The organism is Sphingopyxis sp. Root154 (genome assembly GCF_001427105.1).
Taxonomy (GTDB): Bacteria; Pseudomonadota; Alphaproteobacteria; order Sphingomonadales; family Sphingomonadaceae; genus Sphingopyxis.
Genome location: NZ_LMGI01000002.1, coordinates 2,008,010 through 2,033,669, shown reverse-complemented (window position 1 = coordinate 2,033,669; position 25,660 = coordinate 2,008,010). Strand labels below are relative to the sequence as shown.

Annotated in this window: 28 protein-coding genes; 10 read left to right on the top strand and 18 right to left on the bottom strand. The window is 65.2% G+C overall.

Going from position 1 to position 25,660, the window contains the following annotated elements; translation table 11 throughout:
• From flgK to ASD73_RS15275, 10 genes are read right to left on the bottom strand one after another with little or no spacing between them, the layout of a single operon-like run.
• Positions 1-1,326 carry a flagellar hook-associated protein FlgK gene (gene flgK / locus ASD73_RS15320; protein WP_056373211.1) on the bottom strand — a complete coding sequence of 442 codons (1,326 nt, stop codon included), beginning with the start codon at positions 1,324-1,326 and terminating at the stop codon, positions 1-3.
• Positions 1,323-1,628, bottom strand: a complete 306-nt coding sequence (locus ASD73_RS15315) for a rod-binding protein (RefSeq protein WP_200934949.1) — start codon at positions 1,626-1,628, stop codon at positions 1,323-1,325. The genes flgK and ASD73_RS15315 overlap by 4 nt, the downstream gene beginning before the upstream one ends.
• A complete protein-coding gene (locus tag ASD73_RS15310) occupies positions 1,625-2,734 on the bottom strand; it encodes a flagellar basal body P-ring protein FlgI (protein ID WP_082521567.1) in 1,110 nt (369 codons plus the stop codon). Before ASD73_RS15310 ends, ASD73_RS15315 begins: the two co-directional genes overlap by 4 nt.
• Positions 2,735-2,748: 14 nt before the next feature.
• Entirely contained in the window at positions 2,749-3,408 is a 660-nt protein-coding gene (locus ASD73_RS15305; RefSeq protein ID WP_056373210.1) for a flagellar basal body L-ring protein FlgH, read from the bottom strand.
• Positions 3,389-4,174, bottom strand: a complete 786-nt coding sequence (gene flgG, locus ASD73_RS15300; RefSeq protein ID WP_056373209.1) for a flagellar basal-body rod protein FlgG — start codon at positions 4,172-4,174, stop codon at positions 3,389-3,391. Before flgG ends, ASD73_RS15305 begins: the two co-directional genes overlap by 20 nt.
• Positions 4,175-4,186: 12 nt before the next feature.
• Positions 4,187-4,930 (bottom strand): flagellar basal-body rod protein FlgF, encoded by a 744-nt coding sequence (flgF, locus tag ASD73_RS15295; protein WP_056373208.1) that lies wholly within the window; start codon positions 4,928-4,930, stop codon positions 4,187-4,189.
• A gap of 35 nt (positions 4,931-4,965) precedes the next feature.
• Entirely contained in the window at positions 4,966-5,793 is an 828-nt protein-coding gene (locus ASD73_RS15290) for a flagellar hook-basal body complex protein (protein WP_056373207.1), read from the bottom strand.
• Between the two features lie 29 nt (positions 5,794-5,822).
• Positions 5,823-6,125 carry a flagellar hook assembly protein FlgD gene (locus ASD73_RS15285; RefSeq protein WP_056373206.1) on the bottom strand — a complete coding sequence of 101 codons (303 nt, stop codon included), beginning with the start codon at positions 6,123-6,125 and terminating at the stop codon, positions 5,823-5,825.
• Position 6,126: 1 nt separating this feature from the next.
• On the bottom strand, positions 6,127-6,537 hold the full coding sequence (gene flgC / locus ASD73_RS15280; protein ID WP_037512556.1) for a flagellar basal body rod protein FlgC: 411 nt from the start codon (positions 6,535-6,537) through the stop codon (positions 6,127-6,129).
• A complete protein-coding gene (locus tag ASD73_RS15275) occupies positions 6,534-6,872 on the bottom strand; it encodes a flagellar basal body rod protein FlgB (RefSeq protein WP_056373734.1) in 339 nt (112 codons plus the stop codon). Before ASD73_RS15275 ends, flgC begins: the two co-directional genes overlap by 4 nt.
• A 261-nt stretch (positions 6,873-7,133) precedes the next feature.
• Between ASD73_RS15275 and ASD73_RS15270 the strand changes: the two genes are divergently transcribed.
• The 6 genes from ASD73_RS15270 to ASD73_RS15245 all read left to right on the top strand — a co-directional run bounded on the left by ASD73_RS15270 (position 7,134) and on the right by ASD73_RS15245 (position 12,191).
• Complete coding sequence (locus ASD73_RS15270) at positions 7,134-7,655, top strand: flagella basal body P-ring formation protein FlgA (protein ID WP_056373205.1); 522 nt, start codon at positions 7,134-7,136, stop codon at positions 7,653-7,655.
• A 170-nt stretch (positions 7,656-7,825) separates the two neighbouring features.
• Entirely contained in the window at positions 7,826-8,122 is a 297-nt protein-coding gene (flgM, locus tag ASD73_RS15265) for a flagellar biosynthesis anti-sigma factor FlgM (RefSeq protein WP_056376093.1), read from the top strand.
• Positions 8,119-8,427 (top strand): hypothetical protein, encoded by a 309-nt coding sequence (locus ASD73_RS15260; RefSeq protein ID WP_235534454.1) that lies wholly within the window; start codon positions 8,119-8,121, stop codon positions 8,425-8,427. The genes flgM and ASD73_RS15260 overlap by 4 nt, the downstream gene beginning before the upstream one ends.
• Before the next feature lie 80 nt (positions 8,428-8,507).
• Complete coding sequence (locus ASD73_RS15255; protein WP_056373203.1) at positions 8,508-9,335, top strand: transglycosylase SLT domain-containing protein; 828 nt, start codon at positions 8,508-8,510, stop codon at positions 9,333-9,335.
• 62 nt (positions 9,336-9,397) lie between these two features.
• A complete protein-coding gene (gene flhA / locus ASD73_RS15250) occupies positions 9,398-11,455 on the top strand; it encodes a flagellar biosynthesis protein FlhA (RefSeq protein ID WP_235534500.1) in 2,058 nt (685 codons plus the stop codon).
• Complete coding sequence (locus tag ASD73_RS15245) at positions 11,445-12,191, top strand: sigma-70 family RNA polymerase sigma factor (RefSeq protein ID WP_056373201.1); 747 nt, start codon at positions 11,445-11,447, stop codon at positions 12,189-12,191. Before flhA ends, ASD73_RS15245 begins: the two co-directional genes overlap by 11 nt.
• A gap of 51 nt (positions 12,192-12,242) precedes the next feature.
• Here ASD73_RS15245 and ASD73_RS15240 read toward each other — a convergent pair whose 3' ends face one another.
• From ASD73_RS15240 to manD, 7 genes are all read right to left on the bottom strand, one after another.
• Positions 12,243-12,746: a MarR family winged helix-turn-helix transcriptional regulator gene (locus ASD73_RS15240; protein ID WP_056373200.1), complete on the bottom strand. Its 504-nt coding sequence runs from the start codon at positions 12,744-12,746 to the stop codon at positions 12,243-12,245.
• Positions 12,747-12,773: 27 nt separating this feature from the next.
• Entirely contained in the window at positions 12,774-13,187 is a 414-nt protein-coding gene (locus ASD73_RS15235) for a hypothetical protein (protein WP_056373199.1), read from the bottom strand.
• A gap of 25 nt (positions 13,188-13,212) precedes the next feature.
• Positions 13,213-13,587: a hypothetical protein gene (locus ASD73_RS15230; RefSeq protein WP_056373730.1), complete on the bottom strand. Its 375-nt coding sequence runs from the start codon at positions 13,585-13,587 to the stop codon at positions 13,213-13,215.
• A 58-nt stretch (positions 13,588-13,645) separates the two neighbouring features.
• Positions 13,646-14,143 carry a response regulator transcription factor gene (locus ASD73_RS15225; RefSeq protein ID WP_235534498.1) on the bottom strand — a complete coding sequence of 166 codons (498 nt, stop codon included), beginning with the start codon at positions 14,141-14,143 and terminating at the stop codon, positions 13,646-13,648.
• Between the two features lie 108 nt (positions 14,144-14,251).
• Positions 14,252-14,959 carry a FadR/GntR family transcriptional regulator gene (locus ASD73_RS15220; protein ID WP_056373197.1) on the bottom strand — a complete coding sequence of 236 codons (708 nt, stop codon included), beginning with the start codon at positions 14,957-14,959 and terminating at the stop codon, positions 14,252-14,254.
• A 33-nt stretch (positions 14,960-14,992) separates the two neighbouring features.
• Positions 14,993-15,886: a DUF4861 family protein gene (locus ASD73_RS15215; protein WP_056373196.1), complete on the bottom strand. Its 894-nt coding sequence runs from the start codon at positions 15,884-15,886 to the stop codon at positions 14,993-14,995.
• Positions 15,886-17,097 carry a D-mannonate dehydratase ManD gene (gene manD / locus ASD73_RS15210; protein ID WP_056373195.1) on the bottom strand — a complete coding sequence of 404 codons (1,212 nt, stop codon included), beginning with the start codon at positions 17,095-17,097 and terminating at the stop codon, positions 15,886-15,888. The genes ASD73_RS15215 and manD overlap by 1 nt, the downstream gene beginning before the upstream one ends.
• 107 nt (positions 17,098-17,204) lie before the next feature.
• On the opposite strand from manD, the gene ASD73_RS15205 reads away from it, so the two are divergent.
• The 4 genes from ASD73_RS15205 to ASD73_RS15190 all read left to right on the top strand — a co-directional run bounded on the left by ASD73_RS15205 (position 17,205) and on the right by ASD73_RS15190 (position 24,070).
• Complete coding sequence (locus ASD73_RS15205) at positions 17,205-18,551, top strand: glycoside hydrolase family 88/105 protein (RefSeq protein ID WP_235534450.1); 1,347 nt, start codon at positions 17,205-17,207, stop codon at positions 18,549-18,551.
• Between the two features lie 171 nt (positions 18,552-18,722).
• A complete protein-coding gene (locus ASD73_RS15200) occupies positions 18,723-21,665 on the top strand; it encodes a TonB-dependent receptor (protein WP_082521566.1) in 2,943 nt (980 codons plus the stop codon).
• On the top strand, positions 21,662-22,897 hold the full coding sequence (locus tag ASD73_RS15195; protein WP_056373193.1) for an alginate lyase family protein: 1,236 nt from the start codon (positions 21,662-21,664) through the stop codon (positions 22,895-22,897). Before ASD73_RS15200 ends, ASD73_RS15195 begins: the two co-directional genes overlap by 4 nt.
• 9 nt (positions 22,898-22,906) lie before the next feature.
• Positions 22,907-24,070 carry an alginate lyase family protein gene (locus tag ASD73_RS15190; protein WP_056373192.1) on the top strand — a complete coding sequence of 388 codons (1,164 nt, stop codon included), beginning with the start codon at positions 22,907-22,909 and terminating at the stop codon, positions 24,068-24,070.
• Here the strand turns inward: ASD73_RS15190 and ASD73_RS15185 are convergent.
• On the bottom strand, positions 24,067-25,659 hold the full coding sequence (locus ASD73_RS15185) for an acyl-CoA dehydrogenase family protein (protein WP_056373191.1): 1,593 nt from the start codon (positions 25,657-25,659) through the stop codon (positions 24,067-24,069). The two genes, ASD73_RS15190 and ASD73_RS15185, sit on opposite strands and share 4 nt — an antisense overlap.
• Between the last annotated feature and the right edge of the window lies 1 nt (position 25,660).

The following is a 25,660-nucleotide window of genomic DNA, read 5'->3' as shown; positions in this document are numbered from 1 at the left end:
TTAGAGCGAGCTGAGCAATGTTTGCATGGTTTCGCGCGCGACCTGGATCGTGCGCGCGGCGGCCGAATAGGCCTGCTGGAAGCGCAGCAATTCGGCGGCTTCGGTGTCGAGATCGACTTGGCTGACGCCATCGCGCGCCGCAGCCGAGGCATCGGCGCGCGTCGCCGCGGCGGCGTCCTGCGCCCGCGCCGAGGACACGGCCTGTGCCTGCGTCGCGAGATGGCCCGACCAGCGCGCTTCGGGATCGTTCGCCCCGCGCATCGCACCGAGCGCCAGCATATTGCCGTTGCTCCCCGAAGCATTCGCCGCCGCCACCTGATCGGGGGTCAGGGGCGCGGCGGTCAGCGTTGCCGCGCTGGTGCCGGTGAACAAAGGCTGCCCCGGATTGCCATTGGCGTCGGTGCCCGCCTGGTGCGCGGCATTGAGCTGGCTCGCGAACTGCGTCGCCATTGTGTCGAGCGACGCGCGCTGGTCGGCGACATGGTTCGCGCCTTCTGCAAGACCTGCGAGCGAGCCGGTCGAGATCGCGAGCGGCGAACCGCCGACGCTGTACGACAGGCGCCCGTCGGGGGCCGCGGTGACCGAAATCGGGTTCACCACACCGCCACCGACGAGCAGGTCGCCCGATCCGGCCGCACGCAGCGTCACCGCGCCATTATTGTCGAAGGTCGGGCTGACGCCGGCCTGCGACGACAATTTGTCGAGCAGCCGGTCACGCTCGTCGAGCAGGCTCGCCTCGTTGGTCGATCCCGGCCGCGCCTTGCGAAGGCCGATGTTGATCTGTTCGAGCGCATTCAGATTGCTGTTGAACTGGTCGACCGTGCTCGCCGCAGCGCCCTCGATCCCTTCGCCCATCTTGTCGAGCTGGCCCGCGGCGGTACGGAAGCCCGACGCGATATCGTCGACCGACTGCAGGAACTGCGCGCGCAACGTCCGGTTCGACGGATCGGCGGTCAGCTGGTCGGCGGTCGTGTAAAGCTTGGTAAGCCCGGTCTTGATGCCGTTGGTCTCGTCGCTCAGCGCATCCTCGGTCTTGCCGAGCCAGCCGAGCTTCGTCGCCGATCGTTCGGCGTCGCCCGAAGTGATGCGCGAATCCTCGATCAGCCACCCATCGACCGAACGGTCGATGCCGCGAATATCGACGCCGCCGGGGTTGGTATTGCCGCGGTAGAAGATCGAATTGCCGCCGCCGACGGCCTCCATCATTTCGAGCCGGCGCCGCGCATATCCGGGGGTCTGGGCGTTGGCGATATTGTCGCCGATCGTCGAGAGCGCCCGCGAATAGGCTTTGAGTCCGCTATAGCCGATGCCGAGCAGGTCGCTCATTGCACGCCTCCTTTAGCGCCCGCGAGCTGACCGCGGAACTGCCGCTCGACCATGTCGGCGATGCCGAACTGGCGCATCGCGGCGAGGCTGTCGGCGGTGCGCGCGTCGGCCATTTCGCGGAAATTGTCGGTCGCGCTCGACCCCAATATATCGTCGCCGAGCTTGGCCTGCCGCATCGACGCCATCAGCTGGCGCAGGATCACGGCTTCGAATGCCTCGGCCGCCTTGCGCAGGCCGCCATCGCCGCCGCCAGCCGCAGCGGGCGTCGGAGTGGCGCGGACAGAAGAAATAGGGCTCGTCATATGATCACCAGTTCCGCAGTGAGCGCGCCGGCCTGGCTCAGCGCCTCGAGGATGGCGACGAGGTCGCCCGGGGGGACGCCCATGCGATTGATCGCATCGACGAGTTCGGAAAGCGACGCCGTCGGCTTGACCAGCATCACCGGACGATAGTCCTGCTCGACGCTGATCTCGCTCGACTCCTCGACCGCGGTCTGGCCGCGGCTGAACGGCGCGGGCTGCACGACCATCGGCGATTCCTTGATCGAGACGGTGAGCTTGCCCTGCGTCACCGCGGCGGTGCCGACGCGGACCGCGCCGTTGATGACGACGGTGCCGGTACGGGCGTTGACGATGACCCTGGCGGGCGGCTCGGCGCGCTGGACGCCCAGATTTTCGATCTGCGAGATCAGCCGCATGCGCTCGTCGCCGTTGCCGCCGGTGCGGATCGCGATGCTGGCGCCGTCGATCATCGACGCCGAGCCGGGAAGCGCGGCGTTGATCGCATCGGTCACCCGCTTGGCATTGGTCGCATCGAACTGGTGGAGGTTGAAGGTCAGGTAGCTTGACGTCGTAAAGCCGGTGTCGACCGCGCGCTCGACCGTCGCACCACTCGCGATCCGTCCGCTTGACGGCACATTGACCGTCAGCTTCGATCCATCGGCGGCGTCGACGCCGAGCCCGCCGATGACGAGATTGCCCTGCACCATCGCATAAATTTGTCCGTCGGCGCCATAAAGCGGCGCGAGCACGAGCGTGCCGCCGCGCAGGCTTTTCGACTTGCCGATCGCCGACACGGTGACATCAAGACGCTGACCGGGCTTGGCGAAGGGCGGCAGTTCGGCGGTGATCATCACCGCCGCGGCATTCTTCAGCGCCGGATTGACCCCGGGCGGCAGCGTCAGGCCGAAGCGCGACACCGCACCCTTCATGCCCAGCGTCGAATAGTCGAGGCTGTCGTCGCCCGTCCCCGCAAGGCCGACGACGATGCCGTAGCCGGTGAGCTGGTTGGCGCGCAGGCCCTGGAACTGGCCCATGTCCTTGATGCGCTCGGCGTACGCCGGCGCCGCAAAGGCGAAGCTGGCGAGCAGGAGCGCAAAAAGGGTGAACAGGGTCGGACGCTGGGTCACTTCGAATTCCTCTGTTAGAACGGGCTGATGATCGAGAAGAAGCGCTGCAGCCAGCCTTGCTGGCTGGCGCGGGCGATCTCGCCCTTGCCGACGTAACGGATTTTGGCATCGGCGACGCGCGTCGACAGGATGCGGTTATCGGGGCTGATATCGATCGCGCGGATGATTCCGGAGATCTGGACACGTTCGTCGCCGCGATTGAGCGTAAGCAGCTTTTCGCCGCGCACGAACATCGTCCCGTTCGGATAGACGGCGGCGATCGTCACGCTGACTTCGCCCGACAGCGCGTTCGACTGCGACGCGTCGCCCTTGCCCTTGAACGCCTGGCTACCCCCCATCGCGATGTCGCTGGGATTGAACAGCGACAGCGGGCCGGTGGTCGGCGGTGTCAGGCCGATATCGCCGTCGCGCTGCGTGCCCGCGGCATTGCTTTTCGTCGCTGCGGTGCGCTCGACGAGCTGGATCGTGACGATGTCACCGACGGCGCCTGCGCGGCCGCCCGAAGTGAGCGCGACATAGCTGCCCTGAAAGATCGAACCGTTCGCCGGCGGCGGTGCCGGCGGCGGCGGAATCGAAACCGAAAAGGCGTCGGGCGGCAGCTTGTCCTTCGCCTGCGCCGTGACGGGCGCCAGCGCAAGGGTCAGCATCGCCAGCTTAGAGAGTCTGCGAGGCATTTTTCATCATCTCGTCGGTGGCCGAGATCATCTTCGAATTGACCTCATAGGCGCGCTGCGTCTCGATCATGTCGACGAGTTCCTCGACGACATTGACGTTGGACCCTTCGAGCATCCCGCCGCGCAGCGTACCGCGGCCTTCCTCGCCCGCTCCGCCGACCAGCGGCGCGCCCGACGCCTGCGTTTCGACGAGCATATTGCCGCCGATTGCCTGCAGCCCCGCCGGATTGGCAAAGCGCGCAATCTCGATGCGCCCGAGTTCGAGCGCGGTGCCGTCGGCGCCGGTCGCCGAAACGGTGCCGTCCTGCCCGATCGTCACATTGCTGGCGTCTTCGGGAATCTGGATCGCGGGGGTCATCGGCTTGCCGTCCGAGGTCACGATCGTCCCGTCGGGCGAGCGACCGAAATTGCCCGCGCGAGTATAGCCGGTGCGCCCGTCGGGCATTTCGATCTGGAAATAGCCGGCGCCGTCGATCGCGACGTCGAGGCCGTTGCCCGTCGTCTGGAACGTACCCTGCGTGTCCATGCGGGCGGTGCCGTTGAGCGCGACGCCGGTGCCCAGGTTGAGGCCCGTCGCATAGCGGTTTTCCGCTGTCGACGGCGCGCCGGGCGCGGTCATCAACTGATAGCTCAGCGTCTCGAAGCTCGCGCGGTCGCGCTTGAAGCCCGTGGTGTTCACGTTGGCGAGGTTGTTGGCGATCACCTGCATCCGGAAGCCCTGGGCATCCAGACCGGTCCGCGCGACGTGCAAGGCACCGATACTCATTTCATAATCTCCTTAACGGGGAAGCTGCATCAGATTGGCGGTCGCGCTGTCCATGTCGCGCACGTCGCCGATCATCTTCAATTGGGTGTCCCAGCTGCGGCTCGCCTCGATCATCTCGACGAGCGCAGCGGTTGCGGTGACGTTCGATCCTTCGATCGAGCGGGTCAGAAGCCGCGCTTCGGGATCGTCGGGCAGGATGCCCCCGCCCTTCACGCGGAACAGGCCGTCGAGCCCCTTGGCGATGTCCGATCCCGTCGGGGTCGCAAGCCGAAGCCGGTCGACCTCCTGCGGATTTTCGGGATCGCCGCCCTGCGGCACGATCCACACACGGCCTTCCTGGTCGATCGTGATCGCGTCGGCGGGCGGAATCGTCACCGGACCCTGGCCGCCCTGTACGGGATTGCCGTCACCGGTGGTGAGCAGCCCGCTTGGCGAAATCTGAAGATCGCCGCGGCGCGTATAGGCTTCTTCGCCATTCTTCGCCTGCACCACGAGCAGCGCATCGCCCTGCATCGCGATGTCAAGGTCGCGCCCCGTCTGGGTGACGGTGCCCGCCTTCATGTCGGCGCCGAGCACTTCCTCGGACGACATGGCGCGCGCATCGAGCCCGTCGCCGTCGAGCCACAGCGACTGCGCGCTCGCCATGTCGGCGCGGAAGCCCGGCGTCTGGGCGTTCGCCAGATTGTTGGCGATCGCCGTCTGCCGGGACATGCTGCCCCGCATCGCGGCAAGGCTGGTGTAGATAAGGCGGTCCATCGATAGTCTCCCGGCAGGCGGCGGTCAGCGGCGCGTCAGCGCATGCCGATGATCGTCTGGGTCAGCTGCGACGCGCCCTCGATCGCCTTGGCATTCGCCTGGAAGTTGCGCTGCGCCGACATCAACATCACCAGTTCCTCGGTGATATCGACGTTCGAGCGCTCGAGCGCGCCCGAGCGGACCGCTCCCATCGCCCCGTTGGTCGGGCCGTCGATCGTCGGCGGACCGCTTTCGCCCGTCGACTGCCAGTGTGCGTCGCCCGTCGGGCGCAGGCCCGACATCGTCGGGAAGGTCGCCATCGCGACCTTGCCGAGCTTCTGGTCTTCGCCGTTCGCGAAGGTCGCGGTGACGAGGCCGTCGAGCCCGATCGTGACGTTGACCAGCTTCGACGTCGGGTCGGTCGGCGCCCCTGCGGGCAACTGGAGATCGAAGGCGCCGGCGAGCGTGTTGTTGGTGACATTGCCGTTGGCGTCGACGGGCAGGAGTTGGAGTTTCGCACCCGTCGTGTCGATGACATAGCCGTCGGGCGTGGGTTCGAACGAGCCATTGCGCGTATAGGTGATCGCTTCAGTCGGCGGATTGCCCTTCACGATGAACATGCCCTCGCCCACGATCGCCATGTCAAGCGTCTTCTCGCTCGCTTCGTACGAGCCCTGCGTGAACTGCTGGGTGATGCCGTTGAGGCGCGTGCCCTGACCCGCGATCGTTTTCGTCGACTGCGTCGGCGACGAGGCGAAGATATCGCCGAATTGCGCCTTGCTGCGCTTGAAGCCGACCGAGCCAGCGTTGGCGATATTGTTCGAGATGACCGACATATCGGTCTGCGAAGCCTTGAGGCCCGAAAGCGACGTAAAGAATGACATGGACTTATCCTTCCTGAAAGGTGGGGAGCTTAAGTGGTGGGCGGCGTCGGCGTGGGCGCCGGCGTGGCCGCCTTGATGTCCTTGAGCAGCTGGGTCTGCGCCGTGAGCTGCTCCGAAATCTTCGAGAGCACCGTGTTCGTCTCGCTGATCCCGGCGAGGCTTGAGAATTGCGCCATCTGCGCGACCATCTGCTGGTTATCGACCGGGTTGAACGGATCCTGCTGCGACAGCTGCGCGGTCATCAGGCGAAGGAAATCGCTCTGATCCATCTGCTGGCTGGTGCCTTTGGGGTGGATCACGGGGTTGTTGTTGGTGATGCTGTTGACGCTCATCTTACTGTCCCATCCTGAGGGTTTCGTTGATCAGGCCTTTCGCGGTTTCGAGGACCTGGACATTGTTCTGATACTGGCGTGCGGTCTCGACCATCTCGACCAGCTCGGCGGCGCTATCGACCGCGGCTTCCCAGACGTTGCCGTCGGCATCGGCGAGCGGGTTCGACGGATCGTGGCGTTTCGACGGCGCCATTTTCGAGGTCGTGACCTGGTCGATCTGGACCGTCGCGCGGCCATGATCGTCCATCACCGTGCGAAATACGGGCTTCAGCGAGCGAAACGCACCCGCTTCGCTGCCCGCGACCGTTCCCGCATTGGCGAGGTTCGACGCGGTGGTGTTCAATCGGACGAGCTGCGCCGACATCGCGCGGCCGCTGATGTCGAAGACGGAGAAATTACCGTTCATCGTCATTCGCCCTTCAGCGCGCGCGACAGCGTGTTGATGCGCCCGCTGAGGAACGAGAGGCTCGAGCGATAGGCGAGCGCGTTTTCGGCGTACGCCGTCTGCTCGGTTGCCATCTCCACGGTGTTGCCGTCGAGCGATGCCTGAACCGGGACGCGATAGCTGATCGCCCCCTCGGTCGAGCCGCCCTGCTGCGCAAGGTCGAGCGCCTTGGCGAAATCGAGATCGCGCGCCTTGTAACCCGGCGTCGCGGAGTTCGCGATGTTCGAAGCGAGCATCATCATGCGCTGGCTGCGCAGCTGCAACGCGGTGGCGTGCAGGCCAAAGAGTTTCTCGGATGCCATCATCAACTTCCTTTCGCCGGGGTCCGGACCGGATTGGGCACGGATGCGCGGAAAATCATCAAGGCAGGTTGCAATGGTCGTGCCAAATCATAATTATTTATATTTTTCAGTAGTTTAACATGCCTGTATGAAAGCGTTGCGCACCGCTCGTCAAAAAACTGACGACGCCGCGTGCACCCCCGCGAAATCGCGCATCAAACCGCGACTGGCACGCTTCCTGCAATTTATCCGGCGACCATTTTGGACCAAAGGAGATGGACCTTGTCCCGTAACATTCTCGCGCGCCTTGCCGCGTGCGCCGCCGCCATTTCGCTCGCCCCCCCGATCACGGCGCAGGCGCAGCAGGGCAATGAGGATTGGCAGACGATCGACGTGCTGACCGACATGGTCGCCAATGCCATGGGCCGGAATGCGGCCCCGGTCGACCGCCGCATCAAACTCGCGCGCTGCCCCGAACAGGCATCGGTCACCGCACTCGACGCCCAGACGCTCGCGGTCCGCTGCGCCTCGCTCGGCTGGCGCCTGCGCGTACCGATGACCGCCCCTGCCGGTGCATCGCCGGTCGCGGCGAGCTTCGCGCGCCCCGCGGCAAGCGCGCCCGTCATCCGCCGCGGCGACAATGTCCGCGTGACGATCGAGACCGAAACCTATTCGATCAGCTATGCCGCCGTCGCGACGCAGGACGGCCGCGTCGGCGAGACGATTGCCCTGCGTGGCGCCGACGCCAAATCGACGCTCAGCGCCACCGTCACCGGAGCCGGCCGGGCGACCCTGCACGACTGAAAATGGCTTCACTACCCACCCGCTGGGCCTGGCCTGTCGGCTTTCCGACGGCGCCGGGCCTTTCTTTTGTCTTTTTTGCGGCGAGCGGCCTTAATCGACCGGAACCGCGTCCGTTAAAGCCTTCGTGAACCGCGTCGTCACTTTTCTGACGGCACCGGATGGAGGCTTTTATGTCAGGTGACAGCAAGATCGGACCAGTCGGCGGCATCGGCCGTGCCGGCCCGCTGCGCAGGGTCGCCAGCGAAGCGGCGACCGCGATGCGCGCGCCGGCGCAGCTCCAGCCGGCGCAGGACAATCTGCCGACCGCTCGCCTGACCCGCCTCGCGGGCAGCCTCGCCGACCAGGCGCCGCCGGTCGATATCGCGCGCGTCGCGTCGCTGCGTACGGCGATCGCCAACGGCAGCTATGGCGTGCATCCCGCGATCATCGCGAGCGCGATGCTCGATTTCCACGGCGGGGCCGAATGATGCTGGCGCAGATGGAAGAAATTGAATCGCGGCTTGAAACACTGGTCGGCGCGCTCGACGGGCATGACGCCGGCGCGATAATCGCGGCGACCGAGGATCTCGCGACCGCGGTCATCCTGTTTCGTGGCGCGAATATCCCCGCGGGCAGCGAACATCGCGCCCGCGCGCTAATCGGAAAGACGCTCGGCCAGCTCGAAGCCGCCGCGATGCGCGTCAATATCTTGAAGAACTGGACGCGTCAGAGGATTGACAAGAACCACGAGATCCGTGGCACCCGTCCGCGCGGAGCGGCTTTAAGCTACTGATAACCACATAATTTCCAGCCGTTTCTGCAAAATGGCACGATGATTGCTTTTGGTCTGCTGAACAAGCGGAACCAACAGCCATGAACGCAATCAACAATCCCCAGGGTTCGACCCGCATCGCCGCCCCCGTGATGGATGCGGTGCAGAATGCGTCGGCGCGCTCGGGGATCGATTTCGATTATCTGTTCGACGTCGCGCGCGTCGAAAGCGGCTATAATCCGACCGCGAAGGCGCCGACCTCATCGGCGCGCGGGCTGTATCAGTTCACCAAGCAGACCTGGCTCGCGACGCTCGACCGCCATGGCGCAAACCATGGCCTCGCCTGGGCCGCCGATGCGATCGGCCGCGACGCGTCGGGCCGGTTGACGGTGGCCGATCCCGCGCTCCGCCAGCAGATCCTCGACCTGCGCGACGACCCGACGGCGTCGTCGAACATGGCCGCCGCGCTGACCGGCGACAATCGCGACTATATCGAAAGCCGGATCGGCCGCAGCGCCGAGCCCGTCGACCTTTATCTCGCGCATTTCCTCGGGAGCGGCGGCGCCGCCAAATTCCTGACGGCACTCGAAACCAATCCCGACCAGCCCGGCGCATCGATGATGCCCGAGGCCGCGGCCGCGAACCGGTCGGTCTTTTACGCCCCCGACGGCAGCATGCGCAGCCTCGCCGAGATCCGCGAACGCTTTCGCGTGAAGCTCGAGGACGGCGGCAAGATCGAAAATATGAAGCCCTTCGCCCCCGCCGGCTGGCACGCTGAGGCGAGCAGTTCGAGCGGCCTCGCGGGCACCGGTGGCGGACGCCCACCCCTCCAGATGATGGATATTCAACCTATGCCCAAAAAGCTCTCGATGGGCTTTGCCGCCGATGCCTATCGGCGGCTCGCTTCGCTTTCGGGAGGCGCGGCGTGACCGGCGGTTTCAACCTCGCCAACATCGGCCGCATCGCCGGCATATCGGCGCTGCCCGCGGGGATGCTGATCGTCGTCGGGCTGATGGTGATCCCGGTCTCGCCGCTGATCCTCGACATCAGTTTCGTCGCGAACATCATGATCAGCCTGTTGATTCTGATGGTCGCGCTGCAGGCGTCGAAACCGCTCGATTTCTCGGCCTTCCCGACCGTACTGCTGCTCGCGACGCTGTTCCGGCTCGCGCTCAACGTCGCCTCGACGCGCGTCGTGCTCGTCCACGGCCACGAAGGCACGGCGTCGGCGGGCCATGTGATCGAGGCGTTCGGCCAGGTGTTGATCGGCGGCGACTATGTCGTCGGGCTTTTCGTCTTTTTCGTCCTGATGATCATCAACCTGATCGTGATCACCAAGGGCGCGGGCCGCGTCTCCGAAGTGTCGGCGCGCTTCACGCTCGACGCCTTGCCGGGCAAGCAGATGGCGATCGACGCCGATCTTAACGCCGGACTGCTCAGCCCCGAGGAAGCAAAGGCCCGCCGCGTCGAAGTCGCGACCGAGGCCGATTTCTACGGCTCGATGGACGGTGCCTCGAAATTCGTGAAGGGCGACGCGGTCGCCGGCCTCTTGATCCTGTTCGTCAATATCGTCGGCGGGTTGATCCTCGGCATCTTCAGCCACGGGCTTTCCTTCTCCGAAGCCGGAAGCACCTATGTCACGCTCGCGATCGGCGACGCACTCGTTGCCCAGATCCCGGCGCTGCTGCTGTCGATCGCCGCCGCGGCGATCGTCACCCGCGTCGCCTCGCCCTTCGACCTCAGCGGCCAGATCGGCAGCCAGTTCGCCTCGCCGAATATCTGGATGGCGGTCGGCGGCATCCTCTTCATCCTCGGTATCGTTCCGGCGATGCCGCAGATGCTGATCCTGCCCGCCGCGGCTCTGTCCTTCGGTATCGGCTGGCAGCTGCGCCGCAACGCCGCCGCGGTCGCCGACCTCCCCGAACCCGCCGCCCCCGCACCCGACCCGTCGCTTATCGAATGGGCCGACGTCAGCGACGCGAGCGCGTGCCAGCTCGAGATCGGCTATGCGCTCGTCACCCTCGTCGACGAACGCAAGGGCTCGCCGCTGATGACCCGCATCACGGGCATCCGCCGCCAATTGTCGAAGGAACTCGGCTTCGTCGTGCCGCCGGTGAAGGTCACCGACGACCTGTCGCTGCCCGGCAACGTCTATCGCATCTCGGTCGCCGGGGTGATCGTCGGCGAGGACGAGGTCTTCCCCAACGAAATGCTCGCGCTCGATTCGGGCGACCTCGTGACCAAGGTCATCGGCCGCCCGTGCAAGGACCCGACCTTCGGCCTCGACGCATTGTGGATCCCGAAGGCGATGCAAAATGACGCGATCGCCGCGGGCTATACCGTCGTCGATCCGGCGACGGTCGTCGCGACGCACCTCAACAACAGCATCGTCGGCGCCGCCGCCGAGCTGTTCGGTATCGACGATGCGCAGGCGCTGATCGACAATCTCAAGACCCATTATCCGCAGCTCGCGCAGAATCTGAGCCCGCAGGGTTACTCGCTGCCGCGCGTCGCCAGCCTGTGCAAATCCCTGCTCATCGAGCGCGTGCCGCTGCGCGATTTCCGCAAGATTGCCGAGGCGATGGTGGCGCTGTCGCCGCAGCAGCTCGGCGAAATCGACCTGATCGAAGCGGTGCGCCAGCGCATCGGCGCGCTGATCGTCCAGACGATCGTGCCGAGCCGGATGCCGCTGCCCGTCGTCACCTTCAGCCCCGAGGTCGAGGTCCTGCTCAACCAGGCGGTGCGCGCCAACCCCGCCGCCGAATGGCCGTTCGAACATGGCATGGCGATGACGATCATCGAACAGGTCGGCCAAGCGGTTGAACCGTTGCTGCTCCAGACGCGCAGCTTTGCGCTCGTCGCCTCACCGATTTGCCGCTCCGCCCTCTCGCGCCTCGTGCGCGCCACTTTCCCCGACGTCGCCGTCATCTCCTACCTCGAGATTCCGGCGACCAAACAGACCGAAATCGTCGCGACGATCGGCGCCGAAGTGCCCCGCCTCGCGTCCGGGCCCGAGGCCCACATGGAGGACCAATCGCATGAGAATTGAGGCCGCCGAGCAATTTGCCGGGACCGCCGGTCGCGCGCCGCGCGCGCGCGGCTACGGCGAAAGCGTCGAGGCGCTGGTCGAGGAATATTCGCCGCTGGTCCGCAAGATCGCGTGGCAGGTGTTTTCACGCGTATCGCGGACGAGCGAGCTCGACGACCTGATCCAGACCGGGCTGATCGCGCTGATCGAGGCGAGCCGCAATTATGAAGAGCGCGGTTTTGCCTTTGCCACCTATGCGACAACGCGCATCCGCGGCGCGATGATCGACCAGCTGCGCCGCGAGGCCGACGTCGGCCGCTCGGCGATGGTCGCAGCAAAGCGGATCCACGCGATGCGCGCTGCGCTCGAACAGCAGCTGATGCGCGCGCCGACCACGGCCGAAATGGCGGTCGCGTTCGACATGTCGGCCGAAGATTATTTCGCGCTCGAACGCAATGCGACGCACGGCCGGTCGACCTCGCTCGACGAGCTTACCGACATCGGCGCCTTCCTCGCGACCGACGAGGATGCGGGCGCCGACGAACGGTGCGAACAAGAGGATCTGATGGGCGCCCTGCGCCAATGCGTCGGTCGCCTGTCGCACCGTGAACAGATGGTGCTCCAGCTCTATTTCTTCGAAGAGCTCAACCTGCACGAAATCGGCCTGACCCTCGACGTCAGCGCCGCGCGCATCTGCCAGATCAAGCGCGAGGCGATGATCAAGGTCGATCGCATGATGAAGGAAATGACCGAATAGGAGTACCGGGTGCGGTGCGCGCGACCAGTCGGCCCGCACCCGGTCCGGGGGCTAGGCTGCCAGCGTCTGCCCGTTCTGCCAGGCGGCGCCGATTTTCTCGAAATAGGTGGCCATGCGTTCGGTCCCGACGTCGGTGAGCCGGACGATCGTCCGGCGCCGGTCGCGCTCGTCGATCGAGCGGTGCAACAGCCCGCGTCGTTCGAGCGCGGCGATCATGCGAAGCCCCGACGACAGCGGAACGCCCGCGCCGGTCGCAAGATCGCTGGCACTGAGCACGCGGCCGTGCGCGCCCGCGAGCATCAGGTCGAGCATCATGTCCCACGTCGGACCCGACATTTCGGCGGTGCCGAAATGGCTGCGGCGGATACGCCGGATCTGAATGCTGAACGACAGCTGATCGAGCAGCGCCGCGTTCGACGACGTGTCGACGCGCGCGCTGTCGATGGCGCGTACGGACGCGCCCGGCGATTCCTCGCCGCGGCTCGCCAGCAGTTCATGGATCTGGTCGACCCGCGATTTCAGCTCGGCAATTTCTTGGTTCGAAAATTGCTGCATGTGACGATGCCCCTGGGGAGCCACATATCAGGCCGAGACGTTTTCCCGCCGGCTGGACGAACCCGATGCATAGATGATCAGCAACAGGATCGGGTACGATATATAGACTGAGAGGAGCGAATAGGGTCGCGCCAATATCTCCGAAAACATATATTTCTGGATATGGCCGAAAATGGCGATCAGCTGCCATCCGGTAATCCAGTAGGGCCAGAAACTCTGCGTGCGCATGGCAATGAACCAGAAGCTCAGCAGAACCAGCATGTCTATGATGAAGATATTCAGTTCGATATCGGTCCAGGTCGGAAAAGGCGTCAGGGCACTGGTGAGGACCGAGGCGATCAATGCTGTATAGGCCGCCCAACGTTCCAGTGGCCCGCCGCGTCGGATCGCGACGGCCACCGTGATGAGCAAGACAACATAATAAATCGCCACGGACCACATTGTGGCTGTCAACCTTTCTTGCGGATCAACCGGCCTTCGCGAACGTAGCAGCACCATCGCCCGAGCGATCGTTGCTGCCTTCGTCGACCAGCTTTGCGGCCGCCGGCTTGACGCCCGCGCCGAACATCCGCGTGCCGAGGCCGACTTCCTTCTGCGTCACGGTCAGCGCCAGATGCGCGTCGGTCAGAAGCTGGCGGACTTCGCCCGCGGCGGCGAGCGCATGCGCGACCTTTGCCATCGCTTCCTGGCCGACGATCGCCGACATATTGGTTTCGCGGCGTGCGGTGGGCAGCGTCGCGGCGAGCTGGGCGATACGGATCATCGCTTCGTCGATGGCGTCTTCGGCCAGATGCAGGTCGGAAGCGATCTTCTTCGCCGCAGAAACTCGTTGATTCAGCATCATCTTTTTCCTTGAAAAAGAATGCTACCGGTTCCCCCCCGCAGCATTCGTTCGAACATCAGGTCAGAACACGACCGAGTCCGACAAGGATCGAATAGAGGGCGGAGAAAGCCAATATTGTCGCAAATGCGATCAAAATCGGCCAGATTATCCTTTCCATCAACCCATGCCGGTTGGCCGGCTGGGACGCGGTAGGAAATGGCGAACCAATGTCGAATAATCGCCGAAACGAACTGCGCCCCACATCCGCATCGGGGGGCGGAGATACGTCGCCAAGGTCGATCAATTGATATGTCAAAGGCTGATAGGGGGTAACATGATCGAAGACACCGTTAACAGCAAGGATACGCGCAGCCTCTATCCTGTTAGAAACATTAAGTTTCTTTAACACGCGGCGCACACGTTCGTCGACGGTGTGCGGCGAGACGTTCATCAGCCGTGCGATCTGCTTGGAATTTTTGTGCTCATAAACGTGCCGCAGCGTTTCAATCTGCGCGGCAGACAGCAGGCTTATGTAATTGTCGGGGTCGCCTTGCACGGGGTTGGAATAGAGCATCACGAGTCGAAATCAAGGTCAGTAGATAGCTAATTTCCTGCGCGGCCCGTTCTGGGGCACGAGCTCGGCGCCCAAATCGCTCATTAGCGCGCAATATCGGACAGGCGGCTATCGGCTCTCCTTGAGCGTGCGATAGCGCAGAATCGATTTTTCGATATGCCGGCGCGCGGCGCGGCGCGCGGCGACCGGATCGCCCGCCTCGATCGCGACGACGATCGCCTCATGGTCGCGGTTGATCGTATGCGCATAGCGTTGGTGCAGGACCGGATCGTCGCCTTGCAGGTACAGCCGCCGCGACGGGACGAGCCGCACGCCAAGAAACTGGGTGAAGCGCAGGAAATAGGGGTTGCCCGTCGCGCTGGCGATCGCAGCGTGAAAGGCGGCGTCGGCGGCGACCGATGCGTCGACGTCGCTGCCTTCCTCCATCGCGTCGAGCGCGCTGTGCAGCGCCGCCAGATCGGCGTCGGTGCGCCGCCGCGCGGCGAGATCGGCCATTTCGGCCTCGAACCCCATGCGCATTTCGAGCAGCTTGAGCACATCGTCGATCTCGCCGATTTCCTCGGCAGTGACCTGGAAAGCGCGATATTGCGCGCCATCGGGGACATAGGCGCCCGACCCGCGCCGCGAGACGAGCAGGCCACGCGCGGCGAGGCGCGAATAGGCTTCGCGCACGACGGTGCGGCTGACGCCGAACGTCTCTGTGATCTCTTTTTCGGTCGGGAAACGCGATCCAACGGGCATTTCGCCCGTTTCGATCTGTTCCTCGAAGCGCTGGACCAGATCATCCGCCAGCGACGCCGCCTTGGTTACCGCCATGGATGCTGCGTTATCATCGCGCCGCGAAGCTGGCTAGGGCCGGAAATCGGGTCGCTGCGCGTCGACATAGCTATTCCAGTCACCCTGCCCCGCAAAATCGCTCCCGCGATCCCACGCCGCGCCGCTGTAATAGACAAAGGGCTGCCCCGGCCGGACGCGAAGCAGAATCAGATAATTGTCGGTGTCCTCAGCAAAGCCCGCGAAGGCGGCCGGATCGACGATCACCGCCGCCGCCATCCGCCCCTTTTCGCCGTCGACGGGTCCCCACCAGCTCAGCCGCGCGGCGGCGGCGTCCTTGCGGACCTCGCCCAGCTTGTTCCCGTTGATCGGCCGTTTCGAAATGCCGATCCCGACGATCATTTCGGCATCGCTGCTCGACGCGATGGTCGAGGTCATCCGCGTGAAATTCGTGCCCGCAGGCAGCGTGAAGCGCCGCGTCTCGCGCACCGTGCGCAGCGTATCGACCGGCCAAGGCTCGTAATCGACGATGAAGTCGGCGACGTCGGGGCCCGATTGCAGGATGCGCGGCCGCACATAGTTGCGCGAGGTCCACAGCTTGTTGTCGTACCAGATGCCAAGCCCGCCGGTGCCGCGCCCCGTCCCGACATTATAAAAGTCGATCCCCTCGCCATGGTCGGCATGCTGGTCGCCGGTGCGCAGCTGGCGGTCCATGAAGGGCCAGCGCACGCGTTTCCCCCACGCGTCGATTCCCGACGACGAGGGCGGCTCGGCCTTCTCGAGCGCGCGGCCATAGATGCGATGCGCGATCCGGTCGTTTTCCCAGAGCAGGTCGTCGAAGCGATAATCGGCGATCACGATCGCCGCGCGCGCTTTTTTCTCGTCCGCCTTGGCGGGCTGGAACGGTTTGTGCTCCTGCGCGCCCACCGGCGCGGCGAGCAAAGCAAGTGCGAGGAAGGTCAAACGCATCACCAACTCCAAATCGTCCCGTCTTCGAGCCGGTTCACCGGCAGATAGGCGCGGGCATAGGGGAATGTTTCGGCGAGCGCCTCGTCGATATCGACGCCGAGCCCCGGCGCGTCGCCCGGATGCAGCATGCCGTCCGCGAAACGATAGGCGTGCGGGAAGACCGCATCGGTCTCGACGGTGTGGCGCATATATTCCTGGATTCCGAAATTGGGGATCGAAAGCCCAAGGTGCAGCGCCGCCGCCATCGTCACCGGCGACAGGTCGGTCGCACCGTGGCAGCCGGTGCGGATCTGGTGGAGATCGGCGAGCGACGCGATTTGCCGCATATGGGTGATGCCGCCCGCGTGGAGCACGGTCGCGCGAATATAGTCGATCAGCCGGTTTTCGATCAGCGCCTTGCAGTCCCAGATCGAGCTGAAGATCTCGCCGACCGCGAGCGGCGTCGTCGTATGCTGGCGGATCAGGCGGAACGCCTCCTGATCCTCGGCCGGGGTCGCATCTTCGATCCAGAAAGGACGATAGGGCTCGAGATCCTTGCCGAGCCGCGCCGCCTCGATCGGGGTTAGCCGGTGATGCACGTCGTGGAGCAGGTGGACATCCCAGCCGAGCGCCTCGCGCGCCGCCGCGAACAATTCGGGGACGACTCGCATATATTTCGCCGTCGACCAGACATTCTCGGTCGGCAGGTCATTGTCGGCGGGCTCGTAGAAATAGCGGTCCTTGCTGACGCCATAGGTCGACGCCATCCCGGGAACGCCGCATTGCAGGCGGATCGCCTTATATCCCTGCCGCTGATAATCGAGCGCCGCTTCGATCGTGTCGTCGATCGTCTTGCCGTTGGCGTGGCCATAGACCATGCAGCCCTCGCGCGCGGCGCCGCCGAGCAACTGATAGACCGGCAGTCCCGCGACCTTGCCCTTGATATCCCACAGCGCCATGTCGACCGCGGCGATCGCCGCCATCGTCACCGGGCCGCGCCGCCAATAGGCGCCCTTGTAGAGATATTGCCAGATATCCTCGATGCGGTGCGCATCGCGCCCGATCAGGCAGGGGACGACATGCTCCGACAGATAGGCCGCGACCGCGAGTTCGCGGCCGTTGAGCGTCGCATCGCCGACGCCGGTCGTCCCGTCGTCGCACTCGATCTTCAACGTCGTGAAATTGCGGCCCGGCGAAGTCAAAATCACCCGGGCTGACACGATCTTCGGCATTCCATCCCCTCGTCGCCACATGGCTAGTTGTGTGACAACCTTATTGACACTCGGCCCAAAAGGAAAGACATATGTCACCGGTGTCAAGGTAAAAGGCCGGCACCTCCATGGAGAGGAAACGCGATGCGCAGCGCCAGATGCACCCCGCCTGCCGCAGGCGCGCGCCGTTCGGTCATCACATGCCTGCCGCAGCGGACGCCGTCGCCCAGCACCATGCGGGCGGTGCACGCGACCTCTGGCAAGATCAGGCCGGAACGTGCCTCCTTTCGCTGGTCACCCGCTTTTGCCGCAAAGGATATGACATGCCGCTGAGCTTTTTTGCCCTGATGATGACCGCCCCGGTCGCCGCGGTGGCGTCGGCCGAACCCGCGATGCCCCAGCCCGCTGCGATCCTCGCGCAGACCCGGCGCGTCGCCGACTGGCAGCTCGCGAACCGCACCAACTGGGCGACGATGCCTGCCGCGCGCAAGAGCGTGCAGGAAGTGCGCGACTGGCAACAGGCGACCTTCTGGGTCGCGCTGACCGAGTTGGCGAGCCGCGACAAAAGATATGCCCAACCGTTGCTCGACCTCGGCCGCGCCGAGAAATGGCAGCTTGGCGACCTCGCCTATCACGCCGACGACCAGCTGATCGGGCAGGCGTGGTTGTGGGCGGCGCGCAATGGTGCGGGCAAGGGCGTGATCGCGCCAACGAAAGCTTATTTCGACAATGTCCTCGCCAATCGCCCGACGATCGGCCTCGAATTCATTCCCGTCGCACCGGGCAAGGGCACGTCGACATGCACCGACCGCTGGTGCTGGTGCGACGCGCTGTTCATGGCGCCGCCGACCTTGCTACGGCTGTCGAAAGCGACCGGTGACAAACGCTACGCCGATTTCGCGCACGAGGAGTTCAAGGCGACGACCGACTATCTCTTCGATCCGTCGGAGCAGCTCTATTTCCGCGACAGCCGCTTTTTCGACATGCGCGACGCCAAAGGACGCAAACTGTTCTGGAGCCGCGGCAACGGCTGGGTCATGGGCGGCATCGTGCGGATGCTGCAGGTGATGGACAAGACAGATCCGAAGCGGCCGATTTACGAGAAATTGTTCAAGGACATGTCGGCGAAACTCGTGACGCTGCAAAAGGCCGACGGCTATTGGCCCGCCTCGCTGCTCGACCAGGATCCGGGCACCCTGCCCGAATCGAGCGGCACCGCCTTTTTCACCTATGCCTTTGCGTGGGGCGTCGACAACGGCCTGCTCGACCGCGCGACATACGAGCCCGCCGCGGTGCGCGGATGGGATGCGCTGCAGCGCGCGGTGCAGCCCGACGGGATGCTCGGCTGGGTCCAGCAGGTCGGCGACCGGCCCGACAGCGTGTCGGCGAAAGAGACGCAATTTTACGGAAGCGGCGCCTATCTGCTCGCCGGCACCGCGATCTACGACCTGTCGAAAAAACGCGTAAAGCGTTGATAAAACGGGCCGGTCCGCCGTGACCGGCCCGTGGCCGCCCTATAACGCGGGCGATTGACTTACTCTTTCAAAGTTGTCATACATCTTAGAAGTTGTATTACATCTAAAATTGACACCGGTATCAACCGGGTCGGTGCCGCCGCCAGAGGCGGCGTCAAAAAGGAGAGGGAAATGAAGTCACTATCGGCCTTGCCGACCCGCGCCGCCCTGCTGGCGTCCGCTGCGCTATTTACTGCGATGCCGGCCCAGGCACAGGAAGCCCCCGCCGAAATCGAGGGCGAACAGGCGGCGGCGGTCGATGGCGGCGACGAAATCCTCGTCACCGGCACCCGCGCGACACAGCGCAGCTCGATCGAATTCAAGCGCGCCGCCGACGTCGTCGTCGACGGCCTCGTCAGCGACGAGATCGGCGCGACCCCTGATAATTCGGTCGGCGACACACTCGAACGCATCGTCGGCGTCTCGGCCGACCGCTTCAAGGGCAACGCCAACGAGCTGTCGGTGCGCGGCCTTGGCCCAACCTTGAGCTTCTCGACCTTCAACGGGCGCGAGGTGTCGACCGCCGGCCCCGACCGTTCGGTTGCCTTCCAGCAATTCCCGTCCGAACTCGTCAACGGCGTGCTCGTCTATAAAACCCAGCGCGCCGACTTCCTCGAGGGCGGCGTCGGCGGGATCATCGAACTCAAGTCGATGAAGCCGCTCGACTATGGCAAGCGCCGCATCCAGTTCGAGGTGCGCGGCGATTTCCAGCCGCAGGACAATGACGTCTATCAGCACGACGGCCTCGGCTATCGCGCGAACTTCTCCTACACCGACCAGTTCGAAACCGGGCTCGGCGATATCGGCGTGTCGATCGGTTACCAGCGGCAGGACACGACCGCGCCCGAGGATTATTACAACGCCAATTCGACCTTCCAGCTCTGCAACACCTCGGCGAACAATCCCTTCCAGCTGACCGGCAGCGCCGCCGCGCAGATCGCGGCGGGCGCCAGCCAGAATTGTACGTTCGCGACCGGTCCACGCTCGGTTGCGTCGAGCGCCGGCGCGCCGCCCGTGGTCGTCGGCGAAACGCGAGGCCCCGCCTATTTCGCCAATACGTCGCGCAGCTTCCGCACCCAGCAGACCTCCGAGGTTCGCGACGGGCTGATCGGTGCGATCCAGTGGCGCCCGTCGCCCGATTTCGAAATCGCGATCGACGGCCAATATTCAAAGCGCAACAGCCTCGAGGACCGCAACGTCCTCGGCATCACCGAGGGGCTGCGCGGGGTCCAGCCGCTGGTCATCGGCAACGGCGACAACGGCTATTCGCGCGGCGCGCTGATGAGCTATCGCGGCAATTCGAACCTCGAAAACCAGCTCGAAACGCGCCGCCGCGTCGAGGAATATCTGGGCGGCGGTTTAAGCCTGATCTGGTCGCCCGACCGCTGGAACGTCGCCTTCGACGCCTCCTATTCGAACAGCCACCGCACCGAGACGCAGAAGCAGACGCGCATGCGCTCGACGCGCCGTGTCGGCTATACGCTGACCTATGAGGGCGACGATGTCGTGCCGGTCGTCGCATTCGACAATTTCGACATCACCGACCCCAATCTGTTCCTCGCGAACGCTGCCAACGCGGTCTATGCCCGGCGCCGCTTCGTCACCGACCGCACCGACCGGATCTGGGCCGCGCGGCTCGACCTCGACCGCGAGCTCGACGGCTTCGTCACCAGCGTGAAATTCGGTGGCCGGGTCTCCGACCACAATCGCACCAACGACAATGCGCGCAACAACGACCTCAACACGCTGGCCGCCATCAACGGCCAGACGCCGGCGCAGCTGATCACGCAGGCGAACCAGCAGTGCCGCGTCCCCTTCACCACCTCCTCCTATATGAAGGGCATGGGGACAAACGTCACACGCTGGGCGACCTTCGACAACGACTGCCTGTTCCGCACCTTTGCCGGCAGCGACGATGCGCTGCCCTACCCCGCCGACGGCCGCGACCCCAGCGACATCGACGTCACCGAACGCATCTACGCCGCCTATGCGATGGCGAATTTCGAATCCGATGCGGGCAACGTGCCGTTCAGCGGCAATATCGGCCTGCGCTGGGTCAAGACCGACATCACCTCGATCGGGTTCCGCCAGCCCTATCGTATCGTCATCGACAGCGTCGGCGATACCTATTCGATCGGCGTCGACCCGACCCGCCCACTCGAAACGAACCGCGTGAAAGGCAGCTACAATTATTTCCTGCCGTCGGCGAACATCGCCTTCGACCTGTCGCAGGAGGTCAAATTGCGCCTCGCCGCCTATCGCGCCATCGCGCGCTCGGGGATCGAAAGCTTCGGCGCAGGCGTCAATCTCAACCCGACGACGTCGGCGACGGGGGTCAACAATATCATCTTCAACGCGACGACGGGCAACCCGAACCTCAAGCCGCTGCGCGCGTGGAACCTCGACGCCAGCCTCGAGCTTTACGCCTCACAGGACACGCTGATCTCGGTCGCGGGCTATTATAAATGGGCGAAAGGCACGGTGATCAGCGCCGAGGAGCCGATCCCCACCGATGTCACGATCACGACGATCCGCGACGGCGGCGCACCGGTGACCGAAACCGTCACCATCGCCCCGGTGGCCCCGACGAACGACGCCGAGACGCGGCATCTCTATGGGGTCGAGGCGACCGCGAGCCATGCCTTCACCTGGCTTCCCGACCCGCTCGACGGGTTCGGCATCCAGGGATCGGTCAACCGCGCGTTCGCCAATTTCGAATATCCCGACACCTCGCCGATCGCCGATTATGTCGACCCCGCAAATTTGATCGGGCTGTCGAAATGGACCGCAAGCGGATCGGTGTGGTTCGAAAAATGGGGCCTCTCGCTCCGCGCCAACCTTCGTTACCGCTCGGGCTATTACAAGCCCAACGGCGGCACCAACCGCGAGATCCGCGGCGGCACCTATCTCAACCTGTCGGCGCAATATGATCTCACCAAGAATGTGCAGATCAAGCTGCAGGCGCTCAACGTCACGAACACGCAGGATATCATGTACAAGGGCGGGTACGACAGCATCGCCGAGGTGTCGCGCAGCGGCCCGCAATATTTCTTCGGCTTCCGGGTCCGCCTGTGAAGCCAGCGACTTTAGCCCGACTCCCTTGGGCTATCCTGGCCGCCGCCGCGTATTTTCCGTCCGCGGCGGCGGCTTTTTCCCCGGATTCCACCTGCAACGCGAGCGAGGGCTATTCGGCATCGTTCGACGGGCGCCGTACCTTCACGCTGCGCCCCGCCGATCTCGAAGCGATCAAGGCGGCGCTGCCTAATGATGCGGCGATCGGTGCCGCCTACCGCGAGTTGATCGCGCGCGCCGACAAGGCGCTCGCGGCAAAGCCCGCGTCGGTGATGGACAAGCGCAGCATCCCCGTATCGGGCGACCGCCACGATTATGTCAGCCTCGCGCGCTATTGGTGGCCGAACCCCGCCGATTCGAAGGGCGCTTATGTGCGCCGCGACGGCGACACCAATCCCGATATCGAAAGCAATCGCTTCGACCGCCTGGCACTCAGCCGCATGGCGCGCGAGGCCGACACGCTCGCGCTCGCCTATTATTACAGCGGCGACCGCAAATATGCCGAAGGCGCGGCGCGGGTCATCCGCACATGGTTCCTCGACCCCGCGACCGCCATGAACCCGAACATGAACTTTGCGCAGGCGGTTCCCGGCGTCTCGAACGGCCGGCCCGAAGGCGTGCTCGATGGCGGGAGCTTTATCGGCGCGATCGACGCCGCGGGGCTGATCGCGCCGTCGGGGGGGCTGACGGCGGCCGAGACGACCGCGCTCGAAAGCTGGTTTTCGCGCTATCTCGACTGGATGCTGAGCAGTCCGAACGGCAAGGCCGAGGGCAAGGCGTCGAACAACCACGGCCTGTGGTACGATGCGCAGGTCGCGCGTTTTGCGCTGTTCGCGCGGAGGCCCGACATCGCGCAAAAGATCGTCTCAACCTTTCCCAAGGCCCGACTCGCGCGGCAGGTCGACGCATCGGGTGCGCTGCCCGAGGAATTGACCCGCACGCGCAGCTTCCATTATTCGCTCTACGCGCTGGGTGCCGCCTATACGGTCGCCGATAGCGCGGCGTGCCTCGGCATCGACCTCTACCGCACCGAGGAGGAGGGCCGCTCGCTGCGCAAGGCGACCGACTATGTCGCCGCCTATCGCGGCCACGGCGCCGATTGGCCGTACAAGGAGCAAGGCTGGCCCGCCGACACGCTCGACGCGCTGCTCGTGCGCGCCGACGATGCATGGGGCCCCGGCGCCTATCCGCGCATCGTCGGCAGCGACCTGTTGCTGCGCTATCGCACCCGGTAAGGACGGAGGATGATCGCGCGCCGTTCCCTGCTCCTTACCGCGCTGCTGATGGCGCCGGCAGCATGGGCGCGGCCGCGGCCCGGCGCACTCGATATCCGCGCGATCGAGCGCCGCCGCCTGCTGCCGCAAGCCGCAGCCCTGCTCGGCGCCAAACCGCGCACCATCGCCGCGATCCCCGCGCCGCGCAGCCCCGCGGGTCCGCAGGATTATTATTCCGAGGGCGATTATTGGTGGCCCGACCCGGCGAACCCCGGCGGCCCCTATGTGCGCCGCGACGGCCGCTCGAACCCCGACAAGTTCGACGGCCACCGCGACGCATTGATCGCCTTCGGTCGCACCGTGCCGGCGCTAGCAGCCTTGTGGAATCTCACGCGCGAGCCCCACTTTGCGCGCGCCGCGGTGCGCCACCTTCACGCGTGGTTCGTCGATCCGAAAACGCGGATGAACCCGAACCTCAACCACGCGCAGGCAATCATCGGCGTGAACAGCGGCCGCGCGATCGGGGTGATCGACACGCTGCAGATCGTCGAAGTCGCGCGCGCCGCCGCGCTGTTCGCGCGCAAAGACGCACCAGGCTATGCGGCGATCCGCGCGGGCGTCGAGCGCTGGTTTGCCGCCTATCTGAACTGGCTCACCACCTCGCGCTTCGGCACCACCGAACGCGACGAAAAGAACAACCACGGCACCTGCTGGCTGCTGCAGGCGGTGTCCTTCGCTGCGCTGCTCGACCGGGAGGACATCCTAGCCGATGCCCGCAACCGGCTTCAAACCGTAATCATCCCGACGCAGATCGAGCCCGATGGCCGCCAGCCGCTCGAACTCGCGCGCACCAAACCTTATGCCTATTCGCTCTTCAACCTCGACGTCCTAGCCGCTTCGGCGTGGCTGCTTGGCGGCAGCGAACTGATCGGCTGGAAGACGCACGACGGCCGCTCGATCGGCAGCGCGATCGCGTGGATGGCACCCTTCATCGCCAACAAGGCGAAATGGCCGCTGCCGCCCGATATCGAATATTGGGACGGCTTCCCGGTGCGCCAGCCGAGCCTGTTCTTCGGCGGCCTCGCGCGGAAACGCCGCGACTGGCTGGACCTCTGGCAGCGCCTCAACCCCGACCCGACTATCGGCGAGGTCGTACGCAACTTCCCTGTCCGCCAGCCCCTGCTCTGGCTCTAGTTGCGCCCGCCGACCAGCCCGCGCGCGATCACCTGCGCCTGAATTTCGGCGGCACCCTCGAAAATGTTGAGGATGCGCGCGTCGCAGAGCACGCGGCTGATCTCATATTCGAGCGCATAGCCATTGCCGCCGTGGATTTGCAGGCTCGCGTCGGCGTTCGACCAGGCGGCGCGCGCCGCGAGCAGCTTCGCCATGCCCGCCTCGATATCGCAGCGCTTGCCGCTGTCCTTCGCACGCGCCGCGGCATAGCTGAGCTCGCGCGCGGTAACGAAATCGACGAGGCTCATCGCGAGCTTGTCGGCGACGCGCGGGAAGTGGACGATCGCCTTGCCGAACTGCTTGCGGTTCAGCGCATAGCCCAGCCCGAGTTCGAGCGCGCGCCGCGCGATCCCGACCGCGCGCGCGGCGGTCTGGATACGCGCGCCTTCGAAGGTGCGCATGAGCTGCTTGAACCCCTGCCCCTCGACGCCGCCGAGCAGCGCGTCGGCGGGCGCCGGCATCGCATCGAATTGCAGCGCATATTCGCGCATCCCGCGATAGCCGAGCACCTCGATCTCGCTGCCGCTCATGCCGGCGGCGGGAAAGGCCTCCGCGTCGGTCCCGCGCGGCTTGGGGACGAGCAGCATCGACAGGCCGGCATAGCCCTTGGCGTCGGGCACGGTGCGCGCGAGCAGGGTCATCAGGTCCGAGCGCGCGGCATGGGTGATCCAGGTCTTCGCACCGTCGATCACCCAAGTCGCGCCTTCGCGGCGCGCGCGCGTCTGGAGCGAGCCGAGGTCCGATCCGACATCGGGTTCGGTGAACACCGCAGTGGGCAGCACTTCGCCGCTCGCGATCCGCGGCAGCCATTCGGCCTTTTGCGCCTCGGTGCCGCCCGTCGCGATCAGCTCGCCGGCGATCTCGGACCGCGTGCCGAGCGAGCCCGCGCCGATCCAGCCGCGCGACAATTCCTCGGTGACGATGCACATTACCAGCTTCGACAGGCCCAGCCCGCCAAACTCCTCCGGAATGCAGACGCCGAAGGTGCCAAGGTCGGCCATCGCCTGCACCGTCGCATCGGGGATCAGTGCGTTCGCGAGGTGCCAGCGATGCGCGTGCGGGACGATCTCGGCATCGGTGAAGCGACGAAACTGGTCGCGGATCGAATCGAGATCGGCGTCGTGCAGCGTCTCGCTCGGCCAATGTCCGCCAACGAGCGCGGCGGCGACCTCGGCGCGCGTCGCCGCATGATCGGCGTCAAGCAGGTCGGCGCAGGCATCGGCGAGCGTTCGCGCGGCGCCGCTCAATCCGAGATCAGCCGGGCGGAACATTTCATTCTGCCCCATCGGCAACCCGCCGACGAGCTGCCCGATCCCCTCGGCAAAGGCGAGCATCGCGATCTTCGCATCGAGCGGGTTCGTCTCCCGGCCGGACTCGTACCAGTTCAGCACAGCCTCCAGCGCTGCCACCGTGGTCGCGACCCACGCAAAGCCGTGCGCCGCACGCTGTTCGCGGTCGATCGGCGCCTGCGCCAGCCGTTCGGCAAGCGCCGTCTCAGCGGCGGCGCGATAGGCCTGCGCCGCCGTCAGCGCCTCGCGCAGATCGGCCATG